The sequence below is a fragment of the Dermacoccus sp. SAI-028 genome, assembly GCF_004346775.1.
Classification (GTDB): Bacteria; Actinomycetota; Actinomycetes; order Actinomycetales; family Dermatophilaceae; genus Dermacoccus; species Dermacoccus nishinomiyaensis.
Map to the genome: position 1 here is coordinate 1 of NZ_SMFS01000001.1, position 20,461 is coordinate 20,461.

Below are 20,461 nucleotides of genomic sequence, written 5' to 3' on the forward strand. Positions count from 1 at the left end.
ATGCCGCGCGGCGGACCCTGCACACCGGCGCCGAGCTGCTGACCGACAAGCAGGCCGCTCGACTCCGCACGTTGTTCGGGGCCGAGGAGCATGTCGAGGTCGAGGCGACCTGGGGGATCTACCAGCGGATGATCGCCGCCTACCGCCACGAAGACCGCCACCACGGCCGCGAGCTCATGGCCAACCTGATTGCCTCGATCAGCAGCGGTGTCCCGAGGGCGCTGGTCGAACTCACCACACTCGGCCGGACGCTGAGGAAGCGCGCCGACGACGTGCTCGCCTACTTCGACCGCCCCGGCACGTCCAACGGTCCGACCGAGGCGATCAACGGCCGCCTCGAACACCTCCGCGGCAGTGCTCTTGGGTTCCGCAACCTCACCAACTACATCGCCAGGAGCCTGCTCGAGACCGGCGGGTTCAGACCCCGTCTACACCCTCGACTGGGATGAGCCCCTTTGGGCCTCTACGGGGTGCAGCCTCACGAACCTGGCCTGGTTCGGGTTCCGGACGGCCTACGCACTACCCTCGCACCACATGCAGAAAAGCTGCAGGGCCACCCTATTCAGCGAGGTCCAAGCCATCGCGCACACCGCAAATCCACCTTGAAAGCGACCGAAAGGAAGCCGCAATGGCCGAGCGCACCTTCGTTACCGCGACCGGCCCCGACCAGCATGGCCGGTGGGGCACCATGAACGACCAGCCCATCACCGACGGTGAAGACGGCTTCCCTGGCGCGACTCTCAACTCCGTGGGCCGGCCCCACACCGTTGGCACCAAGCGCGCCGAAACCGTCACTGCCTGCCTCGACGCAGTGTGCCGTCGCGTCCACGACGAGCACACCAGCGCCTCCGCCATCATGCGCCGCGCACTCGATGATTACCTGGCCGGCTGATGGCTGACTCTGAATGGGTCCAACTCGCGTCAAGCGCATATTGGTAGTGCGCGTTATTTGATTTGGCGCTATTTGGCGGACGGGGGATTCTGCACGACTTTCCGTTCTCGTCGCTTGGGAGAGCCGAGAGGATTTTCCGTGAGCTACAGGTACCGGCAGACCTGGTCCGCGCTGCACGAGTCGGGGTCGGGCTGCGCGGCGTCGTGCCTGAGCTCGGCGATGGTGTCTCGGAGCGCTGTGAGCTGGGCGATCTGCTGCCCGATCTCGGCGAAGCGCGCGTCGAGGAGATCGCGCACGTGCTCGCAGGGAGCAGCGCCGCCGTCGCGGATGTCGAGGATCTGGCGGATCTGGGCGAGGGTGAGGCCCGCGGCCTGGCCGCGGTGGACGAAGTCGATCCGGGCGGCCGTCTCGGGCGCGTAGTCGCGGTATCCGGACGGCGTGCGCTCGGCCGGGGGCAGCAGGCCCTGCTCCTCGTAGAACCGCAGCGTCTTCGCCGTCGTTCCCGCCCGCTCGGCGAGTTCCCCGATGCGCATCGCAGGCCCCCTTTTCTTTCGGCAGAAGCCTTCTTGACCTTCCCCTGCACTGGAAGGTCCAGTATGGCCGAGAAAGAAGAGAAACCCAAGTGACGGGAGCTGCGATGCCCACGAAGTACGACCTCGCCATCATCGGATCGGGCGGTGGTGCGTTCGCCGCCGCGATCCGCGCGACCACGCTCGGCAAGTCGGTGGTGATGATCGAGCGCGGGACGCTCGGTGGCACCTGCGTGAACACCGGCTGCGTGCCGTCGAAGGCCCTGATCGCCGCGGCCGACGCACGGCACTCCGCGGCCGACACCGCCGACCGGTTCCCGGGGATCGCGACGACGGCGGGGCCAGTGGACATGCCCGCCCTGATCGCCGGGAAGCAGGCGCTGGTCGAGTCGCTGCGGGGCGAGAAGTACGCCGACGTCGCCGACTCCTACGGTTGGGCCGTCCACCGCGGCGATGCCGCGTTCGCCGGCACCCCCGACGCACCGGTCCTCCAGGTCGCCGGGGACGACGGGAGCACCGAGACGATCGAGGCCGGGCACTACCTGGTCGCGACCGGCTCTCGGCCGTGGGCCCCGCCGATCGACGGCCTGGACCAGACCGGGTACCTGACCTCGACCACGGCGATGGAGCTGACCGAACTCCCTGAGTCCCTGCTCGTGCTCGGCGGCGGCTACGTCGCCCTGGAGCAGGCGCAGCTGTTCGCCCGGCTCGGCTCCCAGGTCACCGTGCTGGTCCGGTCCCGGCTCGCGTCGAAGGAGGAGCCGGAGGTGTCCAGGACGCTGCAGGAGGTGTTCGCCGACGAGGGCATCCGGGTGGTCCGCCGCGCGCTGCCGACGCGGGTGTCCCGCGACGCCGCGACCGGGCAGGCCGTCGTCACCGCGGACGTCGCCGGCGGCCGGGAGGAGTTCCGCGCCGACCAGGTGCTCGTCGCCCTCGGACGACGACCGGCCACCGATGGGCTCGGCCTCGACAGGGTCGGGGTCAAGACCGGGGACCTCGGCGAGGTGGTCGTCTCCGACCGGATGCAGTCCTCCCACCCGCGGATCTGGGCCGCGGGCGACGTGACCGGCCACCCCGAGTTCGTCTACGTCGCCGCCCACCACGGCACCCTCGTCGCCGAGAACGCGTTCGCCGACGCCGATCGGGCCGTGGACTACGCCCGACTGCCGAGGGTGACGTTCACCGGCCCGGCGATCGGCGCGGTCGGGATGACCGAGAAGGACGTCGTCGCCGCCGGGATCCGCTGCGACTGCCGCGTCCTGCCCCTGCACCACGTGCCCCGCGCACTGGTCAACCGCGACACCCGCGGCTTCGTCAAGATCGTCGTGGACGCCGACACCGGGAAGATCCTCGGCATCACCGCCGTCGCCAAGGACGCCGGCGAGCTCGCCGCCGCCGGGGTCCACGTGCTCGGCAAGACGGTCGCCGAGGTCGCCGACGCCTGGGCCCCCTACCTGACCATGGCCGAGGGCATCCGGATCGCCGCCAAGGCCTTCACCACCGACCCGTCGCTCCTGTCGTGCTGCGCGTGAACGAACTGGAGGAACCCACGATGTCTGACCTCAGCATGCAACTGCCCGAGCGGCTCAGCCGACTGGGAGAGACCGGCCTGCTCATCCCGCTGCTGCGGCTGCTCGCCGACGGTGACCCCGTCACCGTCCAACAGCTGTCCGTGGCTGCGGGCCGCACGATCGACGAGGTACGGCTCGGACTGGCCGCGATGCAGGACACCGAGTACGACGACCAGGGCCGAATCGTCGGCCAGGGCCTCACGCTGCGCCCTACACCGCACCGGTTCACCGTCGACGGTGAGGAGCTCTACACCTGGTGCGCCCTGGACACCCTCATCTTCCCGGCCCTCCTCGATCGCCCAGCGCGCGTGGAGTCCGTCTCCCCGGCCAGCGGAGAGACGATCCGCGTCACCATCGATCCGGTTGCCGGTGTCACCGGCGTCACACCCCCGAGCGCCGTGGTGTCGCTGGTGAACCTGGAGCAGATCACCTCGATCCGCTCGGCCTTCTGCAACCAGGTGCACTATTTCGCCTCCGTCGACGACGCCACCGGGTGGCTCTCTGAGCATCCCGGTGCCGAGGTGGTGTCGGTGGCCGAGGCCTACCGGATCGGCAACGAGCTCACAACGAGCCTGCTCGACCTGCTTCAGGACGACACCCCGGTGGCCGACGACTGTCCCCGCTGCTGTTGACCCGCGACACAGAAGGATTCGAGAACGCTATGACCTCCAAACACGACGACCGAACGCGAGGCGGTGGCCTACTCCTGGGAGCCGGTGCCGTGCTCCTCATGACGATCTGCTGCGCGCTGCCCGTGCTCATCGCCGGCGGAATGCTTACTGGCATCGGCGGGCTCCTTCTCGGCAACCCGTGGGTGATCGGCGTGGGCATTGCGCTCCTCGCGATCGTGCTGCTCGTCGTCGTCCGCCGCCGAACCCGCCGCGGCCGTGTCGAACCTGACTGCTGCCCGCCCACCGAATCCGCTCACCGCACCGACCCGAAGGGCGAACAGAACCAATGATCAGCTCCCGCGCCCGTCGTTCGCTCGCCACCCTCCTGCTCGCAGGCTCGCTCATCCTGACCGCCTGCGGCACCGTTGATAAGGATCCCGTCTCTGCCGAGACTGCCACCGCCGCGACGGTGACCAGCATCGACGCTCAGCGGATCAGCCTGCCCGCCGCCGGGAAGCCCACCGCGGTGTTCTTCTTCTCCGTCGGCTGCGGCGAATGCGTCGGCGGAGTCCGATCCCTCGGTCAGGCGGCAGCCGCGGCCGAGGAGGCCGGCATCGATGCCCAGTTCCTCGCCGTCGACATGGATCCGCGCGAACCTACCGAGACCATTCAGAGGTTCATGGAGTACGTCGACGCCGTGCATGTCCCCGCCGCCATCGACGAGGGCGCGGCGCTGTCCCAGCGCTTCGGGGTCGCCGCGCTGTCTACACTGATCATCGTCGACAGTGACGGACAGGTGACCTTCCGCGCCACCGACCCCGACGCCGATACGATCGTCTCCGCGCTCCACAAGGCCGGGGCCTGAGCGATGGGCGGACTCCTCGCCCTTGCCTTCGCCGCCGGGATGATCGCCCCCGTCAATCCCTGCGGCTTCGCGCTGCTCCCGGCCTGGATCACCCATGCGCTGGGCGACGCCGCCTCTTCCTCAGCCCCGGTGCGCCTGCTGCGCGCCCTACGGGCTGGCCTCGCGCTGACGATCGGGTTTGCGGGCACGCTCGCCTTGGCTGGCGTCGCGGTAAGCGCCGGCGCACGGGGCCTGATCCAGGCCGCCCCAGCCCTCGGCCTCGCCGTCGGGATCCTGTTGGTGCTGCTCGGCGGGGCGATGCTAGCCGGACGCTCTATGTCCCTCCGGCTTCCCGGCATACCCGGCCGCGCAATCGAACGGCTGCCCAGCGCCGTGCGCATGGTCGTCTTCGGCGTCGGCTACGCCGCGGCCTCGCTGTCGTGCACCTTCGGCGTACTCCTCGCGGTCATCGCCCAGGCCCAGGCGACAGCCAGTTTCGTCGGGCTGCTCCTCGTCTTCGCCATCTATGCCGCCGGCTCCGCCACCGTCCTGCTGCTTGTCGCCGTGGTCGCCGCCGTAGCCGGTTCTGTGCTGTCCAGGCGGATCGCCGCACTGACACGATTCGTTCCCAAGGTCACCGCCGCCGTCCTGATCCTCACCGGCGTCTACCTGGCTTGGTACTGGTTTCCAGTTGTCGTCGGCGATGCCCCTTCCGCAGGGCGCACCGACGTCGCCGCTGTCTCGGCGACGATATCGAACTGGCTCCAAAGCAACACCGGCGTCATCGCCGGCCTGTCTACCACCGTGGTGCTCATCGTGCTACTAAGCGGATTCCTTCATCAACGCCGTCGGAACTCCGGACGGAGGACCGAGGAGGACTGCTGCGACCCTCAGTCGACGCACTCTCCCGGGGACCGGCCGAGCGTGCCGACCGAGCGGCATTGAGCGGCTCCTGCACGTCAAGGTCATACGACGTGGTTGACCGGAACGACGAACTCGGACACCAGACGCCCTCCCACCCGACGCCGATCATCGGACACGGCGTGGGTGTTGTTCGTGGCCTATGTCGAAGGAGAGCGCGGCCACGATCAGGACGAGTTGACCGCCGAGCAGAATCGGTGCCGCCCGATTCTCACGACGTGACATCCCTGGAAACGTCATCGTCAGATTTCAGTGCAGGACGACTGGGAGGGGCATGCCGACGCGCTCGACGACCGCGGCGGCGTAGGCGGTGCTGTTCGCGCCGATCGCGTTGGACCAGGCGATCGCGGAGGAGATGTCCAGGCCAGTCAGCCGGCTGAGAACGACGGGTGGGAGTTCCTGCGCGAGCGCTATCAGCGCGCCGGTGCGGGCAAGTCGCGGCGGGATGCCGGCAGCGCGGAGCCGGGTATTCAGCGTGTCGGGGGCCATGTGATGCCCGGCCCGGGTTCCGGGATAGACCCACTCCTGTTCGATGCTCTCCACGAACATGCGAGGCGCGGTGCGGTTGCTGGCGGCTCCCGCGGCCGCCGGCGCGAGCTCGGCGGGGAGCACGAGAGGTTCCTGGCCGAGGCGAACGACCACGGCCTGGTCCGTGACGGTGACGTCTTCCGCGCGCAACTGGACGATCTTCGCCGCCCGGACGCCGAACATGAGCATCAGCCCCGCGGCGAGCTTCGTGTGCGGGTTGATGGACGGGTCGGAGGTGACATCGGCGAGCAGCCGCCAGCGTTCCTCGTCGCTCATGGCTTGCGGGCTCAAGGCTCCTGATGGCGGGCGTGGAGCGGTGAGCGGTCGGGATGCGCCGGCCCGTGCGGTCCAGGTCAGGAAGTGGTGCAGGAACGGGCGTCGGCCGCCGGTGAGCCATTCATCGACATCCGCCTGGGTGAGGGACACGAGAGAACCTCCGCGGGTATGGATCCATTCCAGCAGTTCGATGATCCCCGCGATCTCGAGCCGCCGCCAGGACAGCTGGCCTGATCGGGACGGCATCGTGTTGCGGCGCAGTGCGCGCAGGTGTCGCCATCGCGCGTATTGGGTGACGGTGCGCTGTTCACCCGGGTCGGGGATCTCGGCAAGTGCGCTGTCGAGCCAGAGCTCGAACCGGGCGAGCAGCTCGTCCCGCGGTGGGAGCAGCCCGTGGTCGATGAGCACGGACCGAACCGCTCGGGTCTGATACTCCGAGCCGGCCTGGTCGAGGTAGGCGTGAGTGCGCAGGGATGGGGCGGTGAGCACTCGGGTGATCAGCGTGCAGGCGACGGTGCCGCGTTCGAAGGCGTAGACGATCTTCGACGGAGCACCCTGGAACCACCGCTCTCGCAGATGCGCGATGCGTGCATCGGAGGCGGCGAGCTCGTCGGGCACCATCTCCCGGATCATCTGATCGGCTCGGCAACGGGGGCAGAGCTTCGCGATCAGCCGTGTGATGGTCCCGCAGCTGGTGCAGGGGCGGAACGACTCCGGTTGGCGGGGATAGCAGAGCGGGCAGAACGGCCGGCCCTCGATCCGGCCGTTCACTATCCGAGCGTCTCCGCAGCTTGTGCAGGTCTCGATGATCGGCGGAACGCAGGCCCAGCAGAGATAGCCGGAGCCGTCTTCGGTGCGCTTGTGGCGCAGCCGGACCTCCCCGCAGCTCACGCAGGGCTGGCGAGGGTTGGAGCACTGCTCGCAGGCGGCGCGCGCGGTTCCCGGCCAGCGGCATTGCCGCTCGTTCCCGCAGATCGTGCAGGTGTCGACGCTGGCCTTGTCGGAGCAGGGTTTGCAGATCGCTTTCTCGCTGCCGTGGAACAAACAGGGCGCAAGCTCCCCGCAGTCCGTGCAGGTGTCCAGCCGGGAGGAGCTCCGACACGTTGAACACAGCGGGCCCTCCGGGCTGCGGTAGGCGATCAGTCGATGGTTGCCGCAGCTCACGCAGACGGCGTTCTCGTCGGGGAGCTTGTTCGTGCAGCGTTGGCAGAGTCGCCGCCCGTCGGAGAGCACCCGCTCCAGGTTGGTGACGTCGTCGCAGCCATCGCAGGGGGCATGGTGCGCGATCCGGTAGCAGCGTCGGCAGCTCACTCGTCCCTCGACGCGTTCGGTGAGCGTGCGCGTGGTGCCGCAGCCTCCGCAGCGTCGTTCGGGCAGACGCGCGCCGTCCGCGTGGAGAAGGTCGTAGAACGTGCCGAACAGCACAGAGCCCGCGGCCGGGTCGGAGAACCACTCCGCGCCGTGGGCCTGCAGCTCGAGCATCAGCCGCACTCGGCGGTCCCTCCCGTCCGCCGCCATCTGCTCCACCGCTCGAAGGATGGTCGCGGTCGCGACACGGCGATGGCGGCGGACTTGCTCGACGATGCGCTCGGCCGCTTCGGGTTTCATGTCGACCCAGCATGGCGGATTCAACCGGTCAACGCACCATTGATGGTGTTCAGGCTATCGGTGAAGGCGTCGTGGGATGAGGCCCAGCCGAGGACCTTGCGGGGCCGTTCGTTGATGCGCGTCGCGATGGTGTCGAGGTCGGTCTGGGTGAAGGAGCGTAGGTCGGCGTTCTTCGCGAGGTACTGACGCAGCAGGCGGTTCGCTGGGGGCACCTCCTGCTTGGAGCGAAGCGCGCGGGGGAGTTTCGTTCGTGCCGCGCTGCCATGGCGAACGGGCGTCACAGAAGAACACTTGCATGCCCAGGGCGTGCGTCACCTGGTCGTGGAAGGCCATTTCCCTGCCGCGATCCCACGTCAACGACCGACGAAACTGCGGCGGCACGTCGGCGAGATTCTCGATGAGAGCGTCCCTGACGGCGTCAGCCTTGTACCCGTTTGGCAGGGCGACGACGCGCACCAGGCGGGTGGAGCGTTCGACGAGGGTGGCCACGGCGGACGGGCGCTGGCCCACGATGAGGTCACCTTCCCAATGGCCGACTTCGGCCCGGTCTTCGACGCTGGTGGGTCGATCGTGGATGGAGGTCATGTTCCGCAACACGCCGCGGCGTTGTCGGGGTTTCGCGACGCGCGCATGGCGCAGGGATCGCCCTGATCGCAGGAGGCTTCCCTGTTGTGGCGCACGGATCTGGCCGGTGTACAGGGCGTGGTAGATCGACTCGTGCGACAACGAATCCTGCTGTTCGCGCCGTAGCCAGTGGGCGATCTGGGTGGGTGACCACCCTCGTTCCAGCTTCGCCGCGACTAGGCTCGACAGCGCCGGGTCGCGGTGAAGACGTGAGGGTTTCGGGCGGCGCGCGTTGCGCCACGCGCCCGCGTCAGCGATGGCCGCGCGATAGGTGCCGGGGCCGCCGTGGCGGGCGACTTCGCGGCTGATGCTCGTGTGATGGCGCCCCAGCCGAGCGGCGATGACACGGCACGATAAGCCGGCGGCGAGGCCGCGGGAGATCTCTTCACGTTCACTCAGCGACAGGTGCCGCCGGTTCCGGGCGCGCGGCGGCGGCTTCACTCCGCCATGGCGGCGCAGCAGCGTCCGGACTGGGGTTTGGCTGACGCCGATCGTGCGGGCGATGAGCCTGATCGGCTCACCCTTCGCCCACAACGCCCAGACGTTCTCCTGCTGCTCGTTCGACGACCCGGCCATGACTGAAGCGTCCCGGGTGTGATGCCGCTTCCTTTCGAGTTCGAGAGGATGTTGTTCATGCCGAAGAAGTTCGATCCCGAGGTGAAGGACCGCGCGGTGCGGATGGTCCTGGACCGCGTCGAGGAAGCCGGGTCCGTCACCAAGGCCGTCGCGTTGGTGTCACCGAAGGTCGACGTGGGCCGTGAAACCTTGCGCCGCTGGGTCTCGCAACACCGCGTCGACGCCGGCCTGAAGGACGGGCCGACCAGCGACGACCTGGCCGAGCTGCGTCGTCTGCGCAGCGAGGTCAAGCGGTTGCGCGAGGACAACGAGCTCCTACGCAAGGCCTCGATTTTCTTCGCGGGGGAGCTCGACCCCCGCAACCGATGATCATGGGTTTCATCGATCAGATGCGCGCCGAGGGGCACGCGGTCGAGTCGGTCTGCAGGGTGCTCCGCCAGGAGGGCTGCCAGATCGCCGCACGCACCTACCGGGCCTGGCGCCACCGCAGCGCATCGGCCCGTGACACGTCCGACGCGGTCCTGCTCAACGTCCTGCACGACCTCGTCGGTACCCCGGAAGGGCTGTACGGGCGTCGCAAGATGACCGCCTGGCTACGTAGGCAAGGTCACCAGGTCGGCGCCGGTCGCGTGGATCGGCTCATGCGCGTCGCGGGGATGAACGGGGTACGCCGCGGCCGTCCGGTACGCACCACGATCCCGGCCAAGGACGGGCATCGGGCTGGTGACCTGCTCAACCGGGACTTCACCGCGGCAGCGCCGAACACGAAGTGGGTCGCGGACTTCACCTACGTACGCACGTGGGCGGGTTTCGTGTACGTCGCGTTCGTCCTGGACTGCTACTCCCAGAAGGTCGTGGCCTGGCACGCCGCGACGAGCAAGACGACACCGCTGGTCCTGACACCGCTGCGGATCGCGCTGTGGGAACGCGACCGAGCCGGGCACCCCGTCCAACCCGGCGAGCTGATCGCACATAGCGATGCCGGGTCGCAGTACACCAGCCTGCGCTTCGCCGAGCACCTGGCCGCCGAGGGCATCGCCGCATCGATCGGCACCGTCGCGGACGCGTACGACAACGCACTCATGGAGTGCGTCATCGGCCTGTACAAGACCGAGTGCATCACCACCACGATCTTCCACGACAGCCCGTACAAGACCATCGCCGACGTCGAGTACGCCACCGCCGGATGGGTCGAGTGGTACAACAACCGAAGGCTCCACTCGTCTCTGGCCATGACCACCCCGGCCGAGTACGAGACCGCCTACTACGCCAACCTCAACCGAGAGTTGGCACCCGCATAGGAGCGGCACGAAACCCGGGACGCTTCACTCATGCTCTTGGGCCTGCTGCGCAACCACCCTGTAGCCCTTGGTGCGGGCGTAGCCTGCGCACTGATCTGGACAGGGCTGCTACTGGCCCTGCGCGCCGCCGACCGCGCTGAAGAGTTCCGCGCCGACGACTTCGTGAAGAAGCACGGCCTCGCGCCCGGCTTGACCTCCTACCTCGAAAACCAGCACGACAATGGCAACGAAGAGAGTCAGACGCCACCCATGTCGTGGCTCAACACCCACCCCCCACTGATCGAACGCATCGAACTCCTGGAGAACTGACAGACTCCCCCCGCGCCCAGCGAACGCGAAGGAGGGGTGGTGATTCCACTGGAATCACCACCCCTCCTTCGCGTTCGCTCAGGCGTCCACGTAGTACATGTGGAGCGCGCGGAAGGTGGCCCGGCCGGCGACACCGTCTACGCCGAGGTGGTGCGCGCGCTGGAAGCGCACGACGGCCGCGCGGGTCTGCGGGCCGAAGACGCCGTCAGCGCGAATGCCGAGGTGGCGCTGCAAGTTCGCCACCGAGGCGCGCAGAGTGGAGTCCAGCAGAGTGGTGTACGACGGACCTGAGTGAGCGCGTGCCTTCAACGTAGGCGCGGCCACCAGGTGGATCCTTCGAGTGATCTCTCACAACCAACCTCGAAGAAGGACACCTTGATGACCGCTGGACCCAGTATCGACCCTGCCCGTTTCCTGAACGAGCAGCTGTCCCAGGCGAGCCCCGATCTGATGCGGGACCTGCTCACCACCTTCGTCAATGCACTGCTGTCCGCCCAGGCCGACGCGGTGTGCGGTGCCGGCTACAACGAACGGACCCCGGAGCGGGTCAACTCCCGCAACGGCTACCGCCACCGCGACCTCGACACCCGCGTCGGCACCCTGGATGTCGCCGTCCCCAAGCTACGCACCGGGTCGCTGTATCCGGAGTGGCTGCTCGAGCGCAGGAAGCGTGCCGAACGAGCACTGACCAGCGTGGTGGCGACCTGCTACCTCCTCGGCGTCTCGACGCGGCGGATGGACAAGCTCGTCCAGACTCTCGGGATCACCGGCCTGTCGAAGTCCCAGGTCTCGGTGATGGCCAAGGAACTCGACGAGCACGTCGAAGAGTTCCGCACCCGACGACTCGAAGACGCCGGGCCGTTCACGTTCGTCGCCGCTGACGCGCTGGTGTTGAAGGTCCGCGAAGGTGGCCGTGTGGTGCCGGTGCACGTGCTGGTCGCGACCGGTGTCAACGCTGACGGGCACCGCGAGATCCTCGGCGCGCAGGTCACCACCAGCGAGGACGGCGCCGGCTGGCTCGCGTTCTGGAGGGATCTGACCGCCCGCGGCCTCACGGGGGTCAAGCTCGTCACCTCTGACGCCCACGCCGGGCTCGTAGCTGCGATCGCGGCCACGAGCCCGGGCGCCGGTTGGCAGCGCTGCCGGACCCACTACGCGGCCAACCTGATGTCCGCGACCCCGAAGACCAACTGGCCGTGGGTCAAGGCGTTGCTGCACTCGATCTACGACCAGCCCGATGCTGAGGCCGTGCACGCCCAGTTCGACCGCGTCGTCGACGCCCTGCACGAGAAGCTCCCGGCGGTGGCTGAACATCTCGAAGGTGCCAAGGCGGACATTCTGGCGTTCACGCCGTTCCCGAAAGAGGTCTGGCGTCAGATCTGGTCGAACAACCCGAACGAGCGGCTCAACCGCGAAATCCGCCGGCGCACCGACGTGGTCGGGATCTTCCCCGACCGCGCATCCATCATCCGGCTCGTCGGCGCCGTCCTGGCCGAGCAACACGACGAGTGGGCCGAAGGCCGCCGCTACCTCGGCCTCGACGTCCTCGCCCGCGCACAAGCCGTCGACACCACCACCGAGGAGGTGACCACCGAACTCGAACTACAGGCCCTCACAGCCTGACAACACGACCAACCGAGGGATCAACCTCGTACACCACCCCAGCGGACTTGACCACCGACCTCGCCCGCTGGGGCCAAGACGAACTCCAAGCCGTCGCGCACGCCCTGAACACCCGCCCCCGCAAGGCACTCGGCTGGAAGACCCCCGCAGAAGCCTTCAACGAAGAACTACTGTTGCTGGCACAAGCCGGTGTTGCATCGACCAGTTGAACCCAGTCAGTACACCTCGGCCCAACTCGCCGAGGCCGCAGAAGAGCTCGATGTTCGATTGTCGGTCGGGCGCACCGGGGTCTGTTGGGACAACGCGCAACAGGAATCTTTCTGGTCAACCCTGAAAACCGAGTACTACCATAGGTATTCGTTCACGACCCGGGCCGAAGCCATCACCGGAGTCAGTACCTGGATCGACACGGTCTACAACCGTCGCAGGCGGCACAGCGCCCTCGGTCAGATCAGCCCGACAGCGTTCGAAGACCAACTCACCACCGCGGCTGCTGAAGCCGCATAACCGATGTCCACCAGACGGGGTCAACCCCAGGATGCTTGAGCTGGTGGAGCGCCGGCCGCGGGAAAGCGATTGGGCGGACCCGGCGCTTCGACTCACTCCACCACGGTCGGTAGTAATAGAGTGCGCGGGTGCGTAGCCTTCGTCGGTCCCCGTTCCAGCGTCGGCTCGCTGCTGTGGCGGCAGCGGCCGTGGTGCTGGCCGGAGCCGCTGCTTGTGGTGATGGTTCGAACTCGATTGCTGGCCAGGCCAAGCGTGGCGACAACAAGGGGTACGTCGCCGGTAACGGCCAGATCGAGGTGATCGCACCTGGGAAGCGAAAGAAGCCCGTGGCGCTGGAGGGTACGACCCTGGAGGGCAAGGCGTGGTCGCTCAGCTCGGCCCGCGGCCAGGTGGTGCTGCTGAACTTCTGGGGCTCGTGGTGTCCGCCGCGCCAGAAGGAGCTACCACAGCTGCAGAGCGCCTGGACCCGCTACCGTGCGGCCGGTGCGCCGGTGCAGTTCATGGGTGTACTACAGAAGGACTCAGTGACCTCTGCCAGCGCGACCGCGGCCAAGTTCGGTGTGCGCTATCCCTCCCTGCGCGATGACGGCGGCAAGTCGTTGCTGGGACTGCAGGGGAAGGTCGTCACGGTGCCGACCACATTGGTGATCGACAAGCAGGGCCGGATCGCCGCACGGGTGTCCGGTGAGTCAACCGAGACGACGTTCCGGTCCTTGGTCGACCAGATGCTCGCCGAGCCAGCAACATGACGTCCGACGCGGCCGACGTCGTCGCCAGCGGCAGCCTGCCGCTGGCCGTCATGCTGGCCGTGGCGGCCGGGACCGTCTCGTTCGCCTCGCCGTGCGTGCTGCCTTTGGTGCCCGGTTTCCTCGGCTACGTCACCGGACTGACCGACCACACCAGGCGTACGCGCGTCGTCGCCGGCGCCGCGCTGTTCGTGATCGGCTTCTCCGTCGTGTTCGTCAGCCTGTCGGTGGCGCTCAACGCGGCGATGAGCCTCTTCTTCGGCCACCGGGACCTGCTGATGCGCGGCGGTGGGGTCCTGGTCATCCTCCTGGCGCTGGTCTACCTCGGGTTCATCGGCCAGCGGGGACTGCCGGTCCGGTGGCGACCAGCCGCCGGGCTCCTCGGCGCGCCCGTCCTGGGCATGGTCTTCGGCATCGGCATGAGCCCATGCATCGGCCCCGTCTACGGCGCTATCCAGGTCGCCGCCTCACCGCTGAGCAACGACGGCGCGCCAGTCCTGCGCGGAGTACTGCTCGCAGCCGGCTACAGCCTGGGCCTGGGGTTGCCGTTCGTGCTGATCGCCGCAGGGTGGGCCCGCGCCGACCGCGCCTCACGCTGGCTGCGAACCCACCACCGGGCCACCCAGCGCCTGGGCGGCGTGCTCATGCTCGCCGTGGGTGTCCTGATGGTGACCGGTGCCTGGCAGTCCGCCATGACATGGATACAGGTCAACCTCAGCTCAGGTTTCACCCCCGCTCTGTGACCTGAGCCCCACCGGGCCACGACGACCGTCACCGCGCCCGACATCGGTGTCACCGAGATTGGCCGATCAATGGCTGATGTCGTTATTATCGGCGCATGTCGATGAGAAGTGAGGTTGCAGACGACCCGGGGCTGCAACCAGACCTGACCGCCGCGGTAGCGCTGTTCCGGTCGCTGGCTGATCCCACCCGGCTCGCGATCGCTCGCCGGCTGGCTTCGGGGGAGGCTCGGGTGGTCGACCTGACCGCGGAGCTCGGCCTGCCGCAGTCCACGGTGTCATCCCACGTCGCGTGCCTGCGCGACTGCGGGCTGATCGACTACCGGCCGCAGGGACGGTCCTCGGTCTACCGGGTCACCCACCCAGAGCTGATCGAGCTGTTTGCCGTGGCCGAGACCCTGCTCGGCGCGACCGGCGAGGCCGTTGCACTCTGCCCCACCTACGGAGATGTTGCCCGTCCTGGTGCCGAGAAGGTGAAGCGGTGACCCAGCTGTCCGCCGTCGAGACCGAGCAGCTGACCCGGCGCGGTCTGCGGCTGGCCCAGTTCACCGTCGCCTACAACCTCATCGAGGGCGCGGTCGCGATCACCGCCGGCATCCTCGCCACGACCGAGGAAGTAGCACCATGACGGATGCATGCGGCTGCGGCCACGACGATCCGCGCGATGACGAGCTAGCGGAGCTAGAGCCTGAGCGGCTCTGGGAGGTCAGCGAGCTGCGGTTCGCCGCGTTCGCTGGAGTCTTCCTCGTCGCAGGCTTCATTGCCGACCGCTCCGGTGCCTCCGGTTCGACGGTGACCGGCCTGAACGGCGTCGCCTTGGCGCTCGGCGCCTGGACCTTCGTCCCGAGCACCCTGAAGCGTCTGGTCAAGGGCAAGATCGGCGTCGGCACGCTGATGACGATCGCCGCGGTGGGCGCCGTCATCCTCGGCGAGGTTGCCGAGGCAGCGATGCTGGCCTTCCTCTATTCCATCAGTGAGGGCTTGGAGGAGTACGCCGTCGCCCGCACCCGCCGCGGCTTGCGCGCACTGCTGTCGCTGGTTCCGGCGGAGGCCACTGTCCTTCGCGACGGCACCCAGGTCACCGTCGCTCCGACCGAGCTCGCGATCGGCGACCTGCTCCTGGTCCGTCCGGGTGAGCGCGTCGCGACCGACGGCGTCGTTCGTGACGGTCGCACCGCTGTGGACGTCTCGGCCCTCACCGGGGAGTCCGTCCCGGTCGAGGTTGCCGCCGGAGACGCCGTCTACGCCGGCTCCATCAACGGAACCGGCGTGCTTGAGGTCGAGGTCACCACCACCGCCGAGGACAACTCCCTGTCCCGGATCGTCACCATCGTCGAGGCCGAGCAAGCCCGCAAGGGCAACGCCCAGCGCCTGGCCGACCGGATCGCCAAGCCGCTGGTGCCCGGCATCATGGTCCTCGCCGGAAGCATCTCGATCATCGGTAGTCTGCTGGGCGATCCGGCCACCTGGATCGAGCGCGCGCTGGTCGTGCTGGTCGCGGCCTCCCCGTGCGCCCTGGCGATCTCCGTTCCGGTCACCGTGGTCGCCGCCATCGGTGCCGCCAGCCGCATCGGCGCCCTGGTCAAGGGCGGCGCCGCACTGGAAGCACTCGGCCGGATCCGTGCCGTTGCCCTGGACAAGACCGGCACGCTGACCCGCAACCAACCGTCAGTGGTCCAGGTCGCCACCGCTCCCGGCCACACCCAGGAGCAGGTCCTTGCGATCGCGGCCGCGCTGGAGTCGCGCAGTGAGCACCCACTGGCCCGCGCCATCCTCGCAGCCGTCCCGGTGTACCGCGACGCCGAGAGCGTGGAGGCCATCACCGGGGCAGGCCTGACCGGCACCATCGACAGCCGCCAGGCCAGACTCGGTCGGCCCGGCTGGATACCCGCAGGCGACCTCGCCGACCCGGTCACCGCCATGCAGGAGGCCGGCGCCACCGCCGTGCTGATCGAGTACGACGGTGGCGTGGTTGGCGCCATCGCTGTCCGCGATGACCTGCGGCCCGAGGCCGCGGAGGTCGTCGCCCGACTCCGCGCCGACGGCTACCAGGTCGCCATGCTCACCGGCGACAACGAACGCACCGCCGCCGCGCTGGCCGCCCAGACGGGCATCACCGACGTGCACGCCGAGCTTCGCCCGGAGGACAAGTCGGCCATCATCCGCCGGCTCCGCGAGGACCGGCCGACCGCGATGGTCGGCGACGGAGTCAACGACGCCCCCGCACTGGCCACCGCCGACGTCGGGATCGCGATGGGCGCCATGGGCAGCGACGTAGCCATCGAGACCGCTGACGTCGCCCTCATGGGTGAGGACCTACGGCACCTACCGCACACCCTGACCCATGCGCGCCGCGCCAGGTCCATCATGCTGCAGAACGTCGCACTGTCTCTCGGCCTAATCGCCCTCCTGATCCCGCTCGCTGCTTTCGGTGTGCTCGGACTCGCCGCGGTGGTGCTGGTCCACGAGGTCGCGGAGATCTTCGTGATCGGCAACGGCGTCCGCGCCGGCCGTACCCGGCCGCTCCCACCACCACCGGCAGCCACGCCCGCGGCTTCGGTGCCAGCGGAAGCCGACGCCAGGTGATTGGCCGTGCCAGCGAGACGGCGGCGCCTGCGAGAACAAGTCGCGGCACGGTCCTGCTCACAGCCGCGGCCATCGCTGCGGTGGACCTGATCGCCAAGGGCGCCTCTGAGGCCCGGCTCGCCGAGTCCACCGTCGATCTCGGAGTCATCCAGCTGCAGCTGGCCTACAACTCAGGCGTGGCATTCAGCATGGGCGACAAGCTGCCCGCCGGCGTGGTCGTGGCCATCACCGCTGCCATCTCTGTCGCGTTCGTCTTGTACGCCTGGCACCGGGCTCCGCGAGCCGGGCGGATGGAGCAGATCGCCGGGGGCGCCGTGATCGGCGGCGCCGTCGCGAACGTGGCCGACCGTGCCCGCGACGGCATGGTCACCGACTACCTGCACACCGGCTGGTGGCCCACCTTCAACCTCGCCGACACATTCCTCGTCACCGGATGCGTCGTGATCGCACTGGTGCACGCGCGCCCCGGGCGCGCGGCGGATGACGAAAAGGAACAGCGTCACACCAGGAACCCGTGAACACGGCACCAGAGCAGGCACGCGCGCAGTAGCACTCGAACAACGTCGACGGAAGGAGACGAATACGCATGGATACGACCGCCGCCGCGCTGCAGGCGATCGGCTTGTACCTGGTGACGAACATCGACGACATCATCGTCTTGTCCCTATTCTTCGCCCGAGGAGCCGGGCAACGAGGCGCCACCACCAAGATCATCGCCGGACAGTACCTCGGGTTCGGTGGCATCCTTATCGCCGCATTAGCAGTGACCTTCGGCGCCGGATTCATCCTTCCCGACGACGCCATCCCGTACTTCGGTCTTATCCCGCTCCTGCTGGGCATCTATGCCGCCTGGCAGGCGTGGAGCAACGGCGACGATGACGACAACGTCGCGGACCGGCCCGTCGGCGCCCTCACGGTCGCCGCGGTGACGTTCGCCAATGGCGGAGACAACATCGGGGTCTACGTCCCGGTGTTCCTGGCGGTAGGTACCGGCGCCCTTGTGGCCTACTGCCTCGTGTTCCTGGCGCTGGTCGTCGTCCTGGTCCTCGCCGCGAAGTTCGTCGCAACTCGTAAGCCGATCGCCGAGGTGCTTGAACGCTGGGAGCACATCCTCTTTCCGCTGGTCTTGATCGGCCTGGGCATTGTCATCTTGGTTGAGGGCGGCGCGTTCGGCCTGTGACCCTCAGCTGCCGAACCGGGCTCGGCCAGTTGGCGTTGGTGCAGTCGTCCCCCGGGGTTGGTGTCCAACGCGTCCGGGGCCAGATCGGACCGTCACCCTGGGGCCAGATCGACTTGACACAATCACATTAGCGCGGATGGGGTACACCCTATTTGCGCCGTTTCTCGGCATGTGGCTCGCGTGCAAATAGGGTCCTCGGTGGCACTATTGCTCACCTTGCGCGTAGGGTCTAGACATGCCAGGACAGATCGTGGGGTACGCGCGCGTCTCGTCGACGTCGCAGAATCTAGCCAGATAACTAGAAGCGCTCGGGCGGTCGACGAGCTGTTCACTGACCACCAACCTGGCAAGAGCCGAGCCGATCGCGCTGGCCTGTCGGATGCGCTGCGCTACGTGCGCCGCGGTGACACGTTGCGCGTTGCGTCGATGGATCGCCTCGCCCGATCACTCATCGACCTCGAGCAGATCGTCTCCGGCCTCACCGCCCGCAAAGTGAGTGTCGAGTTCGTCAAGGAACGCCTCACCTTCTCACCCGACGCCGCGGCCGACCCGTTCGCGACGTTCCAACGCCAACTCATCGGCGCCGTCGCCGAACTCGAGCGTTCCCTCATCCGCGAACGCCAACGTGAAGGCATCGACCTGGCAAAAGTACGCGGCGTGTACAAGGGCCGTGCCCGCCGCCTCACCGACGAACAGGTTGCGCACGTGCGTCAGGCAGCAGCCGCCGGCGCGAACAAGGCCAAGCTCGCGATCGACCTTGGGGTCTCACGCCGCCTTATCTATGACGTCATCGCTGGCAACGGCTCAGAAGTTCTGACCGCCCATGTCCTTGAACCGTGAGTAGTGACCCTGGAACGCGACCGTGATGTCGGCCGTCGGGCCCGCACGGTGCTTGGCGACGATGATCTCGGCCTCGCCGGCCTTCTCCGACTCCTTGTTGAAGTAGTCGTCACGGTGCAGCAGGATCACCATGTCGGCGTCCTGCTCGATCGAACCCGATTCACGCAGGTCCGCCATCTGCGGGCGCTTGTCGGTGCGCTGCTCGGGGCCACGGTTCAGCTGCGAGATCGCGATGACGGGTACCTCGAGCTCCTTCGCGAGCAGCTTGAGCGCACGCGAGAACTCCGACACCTCCTGCTGACGTGATTCGACGCGCTTGCCCGAGCTCATGAGCTGCAGGTAGTCGATCGCGATGATCTTCAGGTCGTGGCGCTGCTTGAGCCGGCGCGCCTTCGCGCGGATCTCCATGAGCGACATGTTCGGTGAGTCGTCGATGAACAACGGCGCGTCCGAGACGCGGCCCATCGTCGTCGCCAGACGCGTCCAGTCCTCGTCACGCATCTGGCCTTTTCGCATGTGCTGCAACTGAATTCCGGCCTCGGCCGACAGCAGGCGCATCGTGATCTCCGTGCGCCCCATCTCGAGCGAGAAGAACGCGGCCGTCATGTTGTGATGAATCGCGGCGCTGCGAATGATGTCCATGCCGAGCGTCGACTTTCCCATGGCCGGTCGTGCCGCGATGACGATCATCTGCCCGGGGTGCAGACCGTTCGTCAGCCCGTCGAGCTCGGAGAAACCCGTCGGCACGCCGACCATCTGCCCGTCGGTGCCGGAGGCCTGCTCGATCTCGTCGGCCGTCGCCTCGATGACGTCGCCGAGCCGCACGTAGTCCTCGCCGCCACGCTTGTCGGCGACGGCGTACACCTCGGCCTGCGCGGCGTTGACGATGTCCTCGACGTCGCCGCCCTCGTCGCCGTAGCCCATCTGCACGATGCGGGTGCCGGCGTCGACGAGCCGGCGCAGCACGGCCCGTTCGGCGACGATCTGCGCGTAGTACCCGGCGTTCGCGGCCGTCGGCACCGACGCGATGATCTGGTGCAGGTACGCCTGCCCGCCGATGCGCGCGAGTTCGCCGCGCTTCGTCAGCTCGTCGGCGACGGTGATGGCGTCCGCCGGCTCACCTCGGCCGTACAGGTCGGTGATCGCGTCGAAGATCGTCTCGTGCGCCGGGCGGTAGAAATCGATGCCCTTGACCTCGGCGATGACGTCGGCGATCGCGTCCTTGCTCAGCATCATGCCGCCGATGACGCTCTGCTCCGCCTGCAGATCCTGCGGCGGCAGCTTGCCCGGCGGCATCGACGACGAACCCGCCCCGTCGAACTCCGGCGGCGCCTCGTACGGCTCCAGCTCAGCCACGCTCACAACTCCTCGAATCGGGTGCCACCCGCCCGGCCGACGCCGCACGATCCGTCACGACCCACCCTTGCACTCACCACCGACAACAGTAGGCAGACGCCCCGTCCGTTCACGAACCCGTCTGTGGACGGTGCTGTGGACAAGGTGTTGGAAACGCCGGTGGCGGTTGTGCACAGACGCGGGACAAACCTGTGGATGATTCGCCCGCCCGTCGTGGGAACCGCGCCACTGCGGTGATTCGCCGATCCACACCCTGTGGACGAAGATTGCTCCCGGTCGTCGACAACCTGGG

The 20,461-nt window shown here is 68.1% G+C and carries 22 protein-coding genes, 3 pseudogenes and 1 other annotated feature; of the genes and pseudogenes, 20 read left to right on the top strand and 5 right to left on the bottom strand.

Annotation, left to right across the window (positions count from 1 at the left end):
- Together EDC82_RS00005 and EDC82_RS00015 are read left to right on the top strand one after the other, a co-directional pair.
- Positions 1-449 (top strand): transposase (locus EDC82_RS00005; RefSeq protein ID WP_200829258.1); only part of this gene is annotated, 449 nt, incomplete at its 5' end.
- 179 nt (positions 450-628) lie between these two features.
- Complete coding sequence (locus EDC82_RS00015) at positions 629-892, top strand: hypothetical protein (protein WP_040015181.1); 264 nt, start codon at positions 629-631, stop codon at positions 890-892.
- A gap of 143 nt (positions 893-1,035) precedes the next feature.
- On the opposite strand, the gene EDC82_RS00020 is transcribed toward EDC82_RS00015, so the two are convergent.
- Positions 1,036-1,425, bottom strand: coding sequence for a heavy metal-responsive transcriptional regulator (locus EDC82_RS00020; RefSeq protein WP_006947558.1), 390 nt, complete (start codon positions 1,423-1,425; stop codon positions 1,036-1,038).
- 104 nt (positions 1,426-1,529) lie between these two features.
- Between EDC82_RS00020 and merA the strand changes: the two genes are divergently transcribed.
- From merA to EDC82_RS00045, 5 genes are read left to right on the top strand one after another with little or no spacing between them, the layout of a single operon-like run.
- Positions 1,530-2,954, top strand: coding sequence for a mercury(II) reductase (gene merA, locus EDC82_RS00025; protein ID WP_131940162.1), 1,425 nt, complete (start codon positions 1,530-1,532; stop codon positions 2,952-2,954).
- Positions 2,942-3,625, top strand: a complete 684-nt coding sequence (gene merB, locus EDC82_RS00030) for an organomercurial lyase MerB (protein ID WP_015780448.1) — start codon at positions 2,942-2,944, stop codon at positions 3,623-3,625. The genes merA and merB overlap by 13 nt, the downstream gene beginning before the upstream one ends.
- 29 nt (positions 3,626-3,654) lie before the next feature.
- On the top strand, positions 3,655-3,954 hold the full coding sequence (locus tag EDC82_RS00035) for a hypothetical protein (protein ID WP_006947549.1): 300 nt from the start codon (positions 3,655-3,657) through the stop codon (positions 3,952-3,954).
- Positions 3,951-4,469 carry a redoxin family protein gene (locus EDC82_RS00040; protein WP_006947551.1) on the top strand — a complete coding sequence of 173 codons (519 nt, stop codon included), beginning with the start codon at positions 3,951-3,953 and terminating at the stop codon, positions 4,467-4,469. The genes EDC82_RS00035 and EDC82_RS00040 overlap by 4 nt, the downstream gene beginning before the upstream one ends.
- Before the next feature lie 3 nt (positions 4,470-4,472).
- Positions 4,473-5,393, top strand: a complete 921-nt coding sequence (locus tag EDC82_RS00045; protein ID WP_006947554.1) for a cytochrome c biogenesis CcdA family protein — start codon at positions 4,473-4,475, stop codon at positions 5,391-5,393.
- 225 nt (positions 5,394-5,618) lie between these two features.
- On the opposite strand, the gene EDC82_RS00050 is transcribed toward EDC82_RS00045, so the two are convergent.
- Positions 5,619-7,781, bottom strand: coding sequence for a hypothetical protein (locus EDC82_RS00050; protein ID WP_006947559.1), 2,163 nt, complete (start codon positions 7,779-7,781; stop codon positions 5,619-5,621).
- A 54-nt stretch (positions 7,782-7,835) separates the two neighbouring features.
- Positions 7,836-8,981, bottom strand: a complete 1,146-nt coding sequence (locus EDC82_RS00055) for an IS30 family transposase (RefSeq protein WP_131940164.1) — start codon at positions 8,979-8,981, stop codon at positions 7,836-7,838.
- Between the two features lie 57 nt (positions 8,982-9,038).
- Between EDC82_RS00055 and EDC82_RS00060 the strand changes: the two genes are divergently transcribed.
- Both EDC82_RS00060 and EDC82_RS00065 read left to right on the top strand, forming a co-directional pair.
- Positions 9,039-10,282, top strand: a protein-coding gene (locus EDC82_RS00060) for an IS3 family transposase (RefSeq protein ID WP_131940167.1) whose coding sequence is annotated in 2 segments (ribosomal slippage) — positions 9,039-9,312 and positions 9,312-10,282 — 1,245 coding nt in all. Because the reading frame shifts where the segments join, the coding sequence is not laid out codon by codon here.
- Positions 9,308-9,442, top strand: a sequence feature (AL1L pseudoknot). Its footprint overlaps the gene before it by 135 nt.
- A gap of 30 nt (positions 10,283-10,312) precedes the next feature.
- Positions 10,313-10,591 (top strand): M48 family metalloprotease, encoded by a 279-nt coding sequence (locus tag EDC82_RS00065; RefSeq protein ID WP_074041082.1) that lies wholly within the window; start codon positions 10,313-10,315, stop codon positions 10,589-10,591.
- A 78-nt stretch (positions 10,592-10,669) separates the two neighbouring features.
- Here the strand turns inward: EDC82_RS00065 and EDC82_RS14400 are convergent, their stop codons facing one another.
- Positions 10,670-10,915, bottom strand: coding sequence for a peptidoglycan-binding protein (locus tag EDC82_RS14400; RefSeq protein ID WP_040014492.1), 246 nt, complete (start codon positions 10,913-10,915; stop codon positions 10,670-10,672).
- A gap of 54 nt (positions 10,916-10,969) precedes the next feature.
- Here EDC82_RS14400 and EDC82_RS00075 point away from each other — a divergent pair, with 54 nt between their 5' ends.
- The 11 genes and pseudogenes from EDC82_RS00075 to EDC82_RS00125 all read left to right on the top strand — a co-directional run bounded on the left by EDC82_RS00075 (position 10,970) and on the right by EDC82_RS00125 (position 18,813).
- On the top strand, positions 10,970-12,214 hold the full coding sequence (locus EDC82_RS00075) for an IS256 family transposase (protein WP_040014493.1): 1,245 nt from the start codon (positions 10,970-10,972) through the stop codon (positions 12,212-12,214).
- Between the two features lie 53 nt (positions 12,215-12,267).
- Positions 12,268-12,423: pseudogene (locus tag EDC82_RS00080) on the top strand (IS30 family transposase); the annotation flags it as partial.
- Positions 12,424-12,427: 4 nt separating this feature from the next.
- Positions 12,428-12,721 (top strand): annotated as a pseudogene (locus EDC82_RS00085) (integrase core domain-containing protein); the annotation flags it as partial.
- Between the two features lie 173 nt (positions 12,722-12,894).
- Positions 12,895-13,470 (top strand): TlpA disulfide reductase family protein, encoded by a 576-nt coding sequence (locus EDC82_RS00090; protein WP_040014494.1) that lies wholly within the window; start codon positions 12,895-12,897, stop codon positions 13,468-13,470.
- Positions 13,467-14,210, top strand: a complete 744-nt coding sequence (locus tag EDC82_RS00095; protein ID WP_006944749.1) for a cytochrome c biogenesis CcdA family protein — start codon at positions 13,467-13,469, stop codon at positions 14,208-14,210. Before EDC82_RS00090 ends, EDC82_RS00095 begins: the two co-directional genes overlap by 4 nt.
- 95 nt (positions 14,211-14,305) lie before the next feature.
- Entirely contained in the window at positions 14,306-14,692 is a 387-nt protein-coding gene (locus EDC82_RS00100; protein ID WP_006944798.1) for a helix-turn-helix transcriptional regulator, read from the top strand.
- Entirely contained in the window at positions 14,689-14,835 is a 147-nt protein-coding gene (locus EDC82_RS00105; RefSeq protein ID WP_006944664.1) for a hypothetical protein, read from the top strand. The genes EDC82_RS00100 and EDC82_RS00105 overlap by 4 nt, the downstream gene beginning before the upstream one ends.
- On the top strand, positions 14,832-16,793 hold the full coding sequence (locus EDC82_RS00110; RefSeq protein WP_006944623.1) for a cation-translocating P-type ATPase: 1,962 nt from the start codon (positions 14,832-14,834) through the stop codon (positions 16,791-16,793). The genes EDC82_RS00105 and EDC82_RS00110 overlap by 4 nt, the downstream gene beginning before the upstream one ends.
- Before the next feature lie 80 nt (positions 16,794-16,873).
- The gene (locus EDC82_RS00115) at positions 16,874-17,311 is read left to right on the top strand and encodes a signal peptidase II (protein ID WP_235006024.1); all 438 of its coding nucleotides are present in this window, start codon (positions 16,874-16,876) and stop codon (positions 17,309-17,311) included.
- A gap of 68 nt (positions 17,312-17,379) precedes the next feature.
- The gene (locus EDC82_RS00120; protein WP_006944675.1) at positions 17,380-17,973 is read left to right on the top strand and encodes a cadmium resistance transporter; all 594 of its coding nucleotides are present in this window, start codon (positions 17,380-17,382) and stop codon (positions 17,971-17,973) included.
- Positions 17,974-18,208: 235 nt separating this feature from the next.
- A pseudogene (locus EDC82_RS00125) lies at positions 18,209-18,813 on the top strand (recombinase family protein).
- On the opposite strand, the gene dnaB reads toward EDC82_RS00125, so the two are convergent.
- A complete protein-coding gene (gene dnaB, locus EDC82_RS00130; protein ID WP_074041083.1) occupies positions 18,778-20,175 on the bottom strand; it encodes a replicative DNA helicase in 1,398 nt (465 codons plus the stop codon). The pseudogene EDC82_RS00125 and the gene dnaB overlap by 36 nt on opposite strands.
- Between the last annotated feature and the right edge of the window lie 286 nt (positions 20,176-20,461).

What these genes read in the sequence shown, in the direction of transcription:
- EDC82_RS00050 (WP_006947559.1), bottom strand. Translation starts at nt 7,781, where the DNA reads ATGAAACCCGAAGCGGCCGAGCGCATCGTCGAGCAAGTCCGCCGCCAT.
- EDC82_RS00040 (WP_006947551.1), top strand. Translation starts at nt 3,951, where the DNA reads ATGATCAGCTCCCGCGCCCGTCGTTCGCTCGCCACCCTCCTGCTCGCA.
- merA (WP_131940162.1), top strand. Translation starts at nt 1,530, where the DNA reads ATGCCCACGAAGTACGACCTCGCCATCATCGGATCGGGCGGTGGTGCG.
- EDC82_RS00075 (WP_040014493.1), top strand. Translation starts at nt 10,970, where the DNA reads ATGACCGCTGGACCCAGTATCGACCCTGCCCGTTTCCTGAACGAGCAG.
- EDC82_RS00045 (WP_006947554.1), top strand. Translation starts at nt 4,473, where the DNA reads ATGGGCGGACTCCTCGCCCTTGCCTTCGCCGCCGGGATGATCGCCCCC.
- EDC82_RS00055 (WP_131940164.1), bottom strand. Translation starts at nt 8,981, where the DNA reads ATGGCCGGGTCGTCGAACGAGCAGCAGGAGAACGTCTGGGCGTTGTGG.
- EDC82_RS00035 (WP_006947549.1), top strand. Translation starts at nt 3,655, where the DNA reads ATGACCTCCAAACACGACGACCGAACGCGAGGCGGTGGCCTACTCCTG.
- EDC82_RS00120 (WP_006944675.1), top strand. Translation starts at nt 17,380, where the DNA reads ATGGATACGACCGCCGCCGCGCTGCAGGCGATCGGCTTGTACCTGGTG.
- EDC82_RS00100 (WP_006944798.1), top strand. Translation starts at nt 14,306, where the DNA reads ATGTCGATGAGAAGTGAGGTTGCAGACGACCCGGGGCTGCAACCAGAC.
- EDC82_RS00065 (WP_074041082.1), top strand. Translation starts at nt 10,313, where the DNA reads ATGCTCTTGGGCCTGCTGCGCAACCACCCTGTAGCCCTTGGTGCGGGC.
- EDC82_RS00095 (WP_006944749.1), top strand. Translation starts at nt 13,467, where the DNA reads ATGACGTCCGACGCGGCCGACGTCGTCGCCAGCGGCAGCCTGCCGCTG.
- EDC82_RS00015 (WP_040015181.1), top strand. Translation starts at nt 629, where the DNA reads ATGGCCGAGCGCACCTTCGTTACCGCGACCGGCCCCGACCAGCATGGC.
- EDC82_RS00020 (WP_006947558.1), bottom strand. Translation starts at nt 1,425, where the DNA reads ATGCGCATCGGGGAACTCGCCGAGCGGGCGGGAACGACGGCGAAGACG.
- EDC82_RS00110 (WP_006944623.1), top strand. Translation starts at nt 14,832, where the DNA reads ATGACGGATGCATGCGGCTGCGGCCACGACGATCCGCGCGATGACGAG.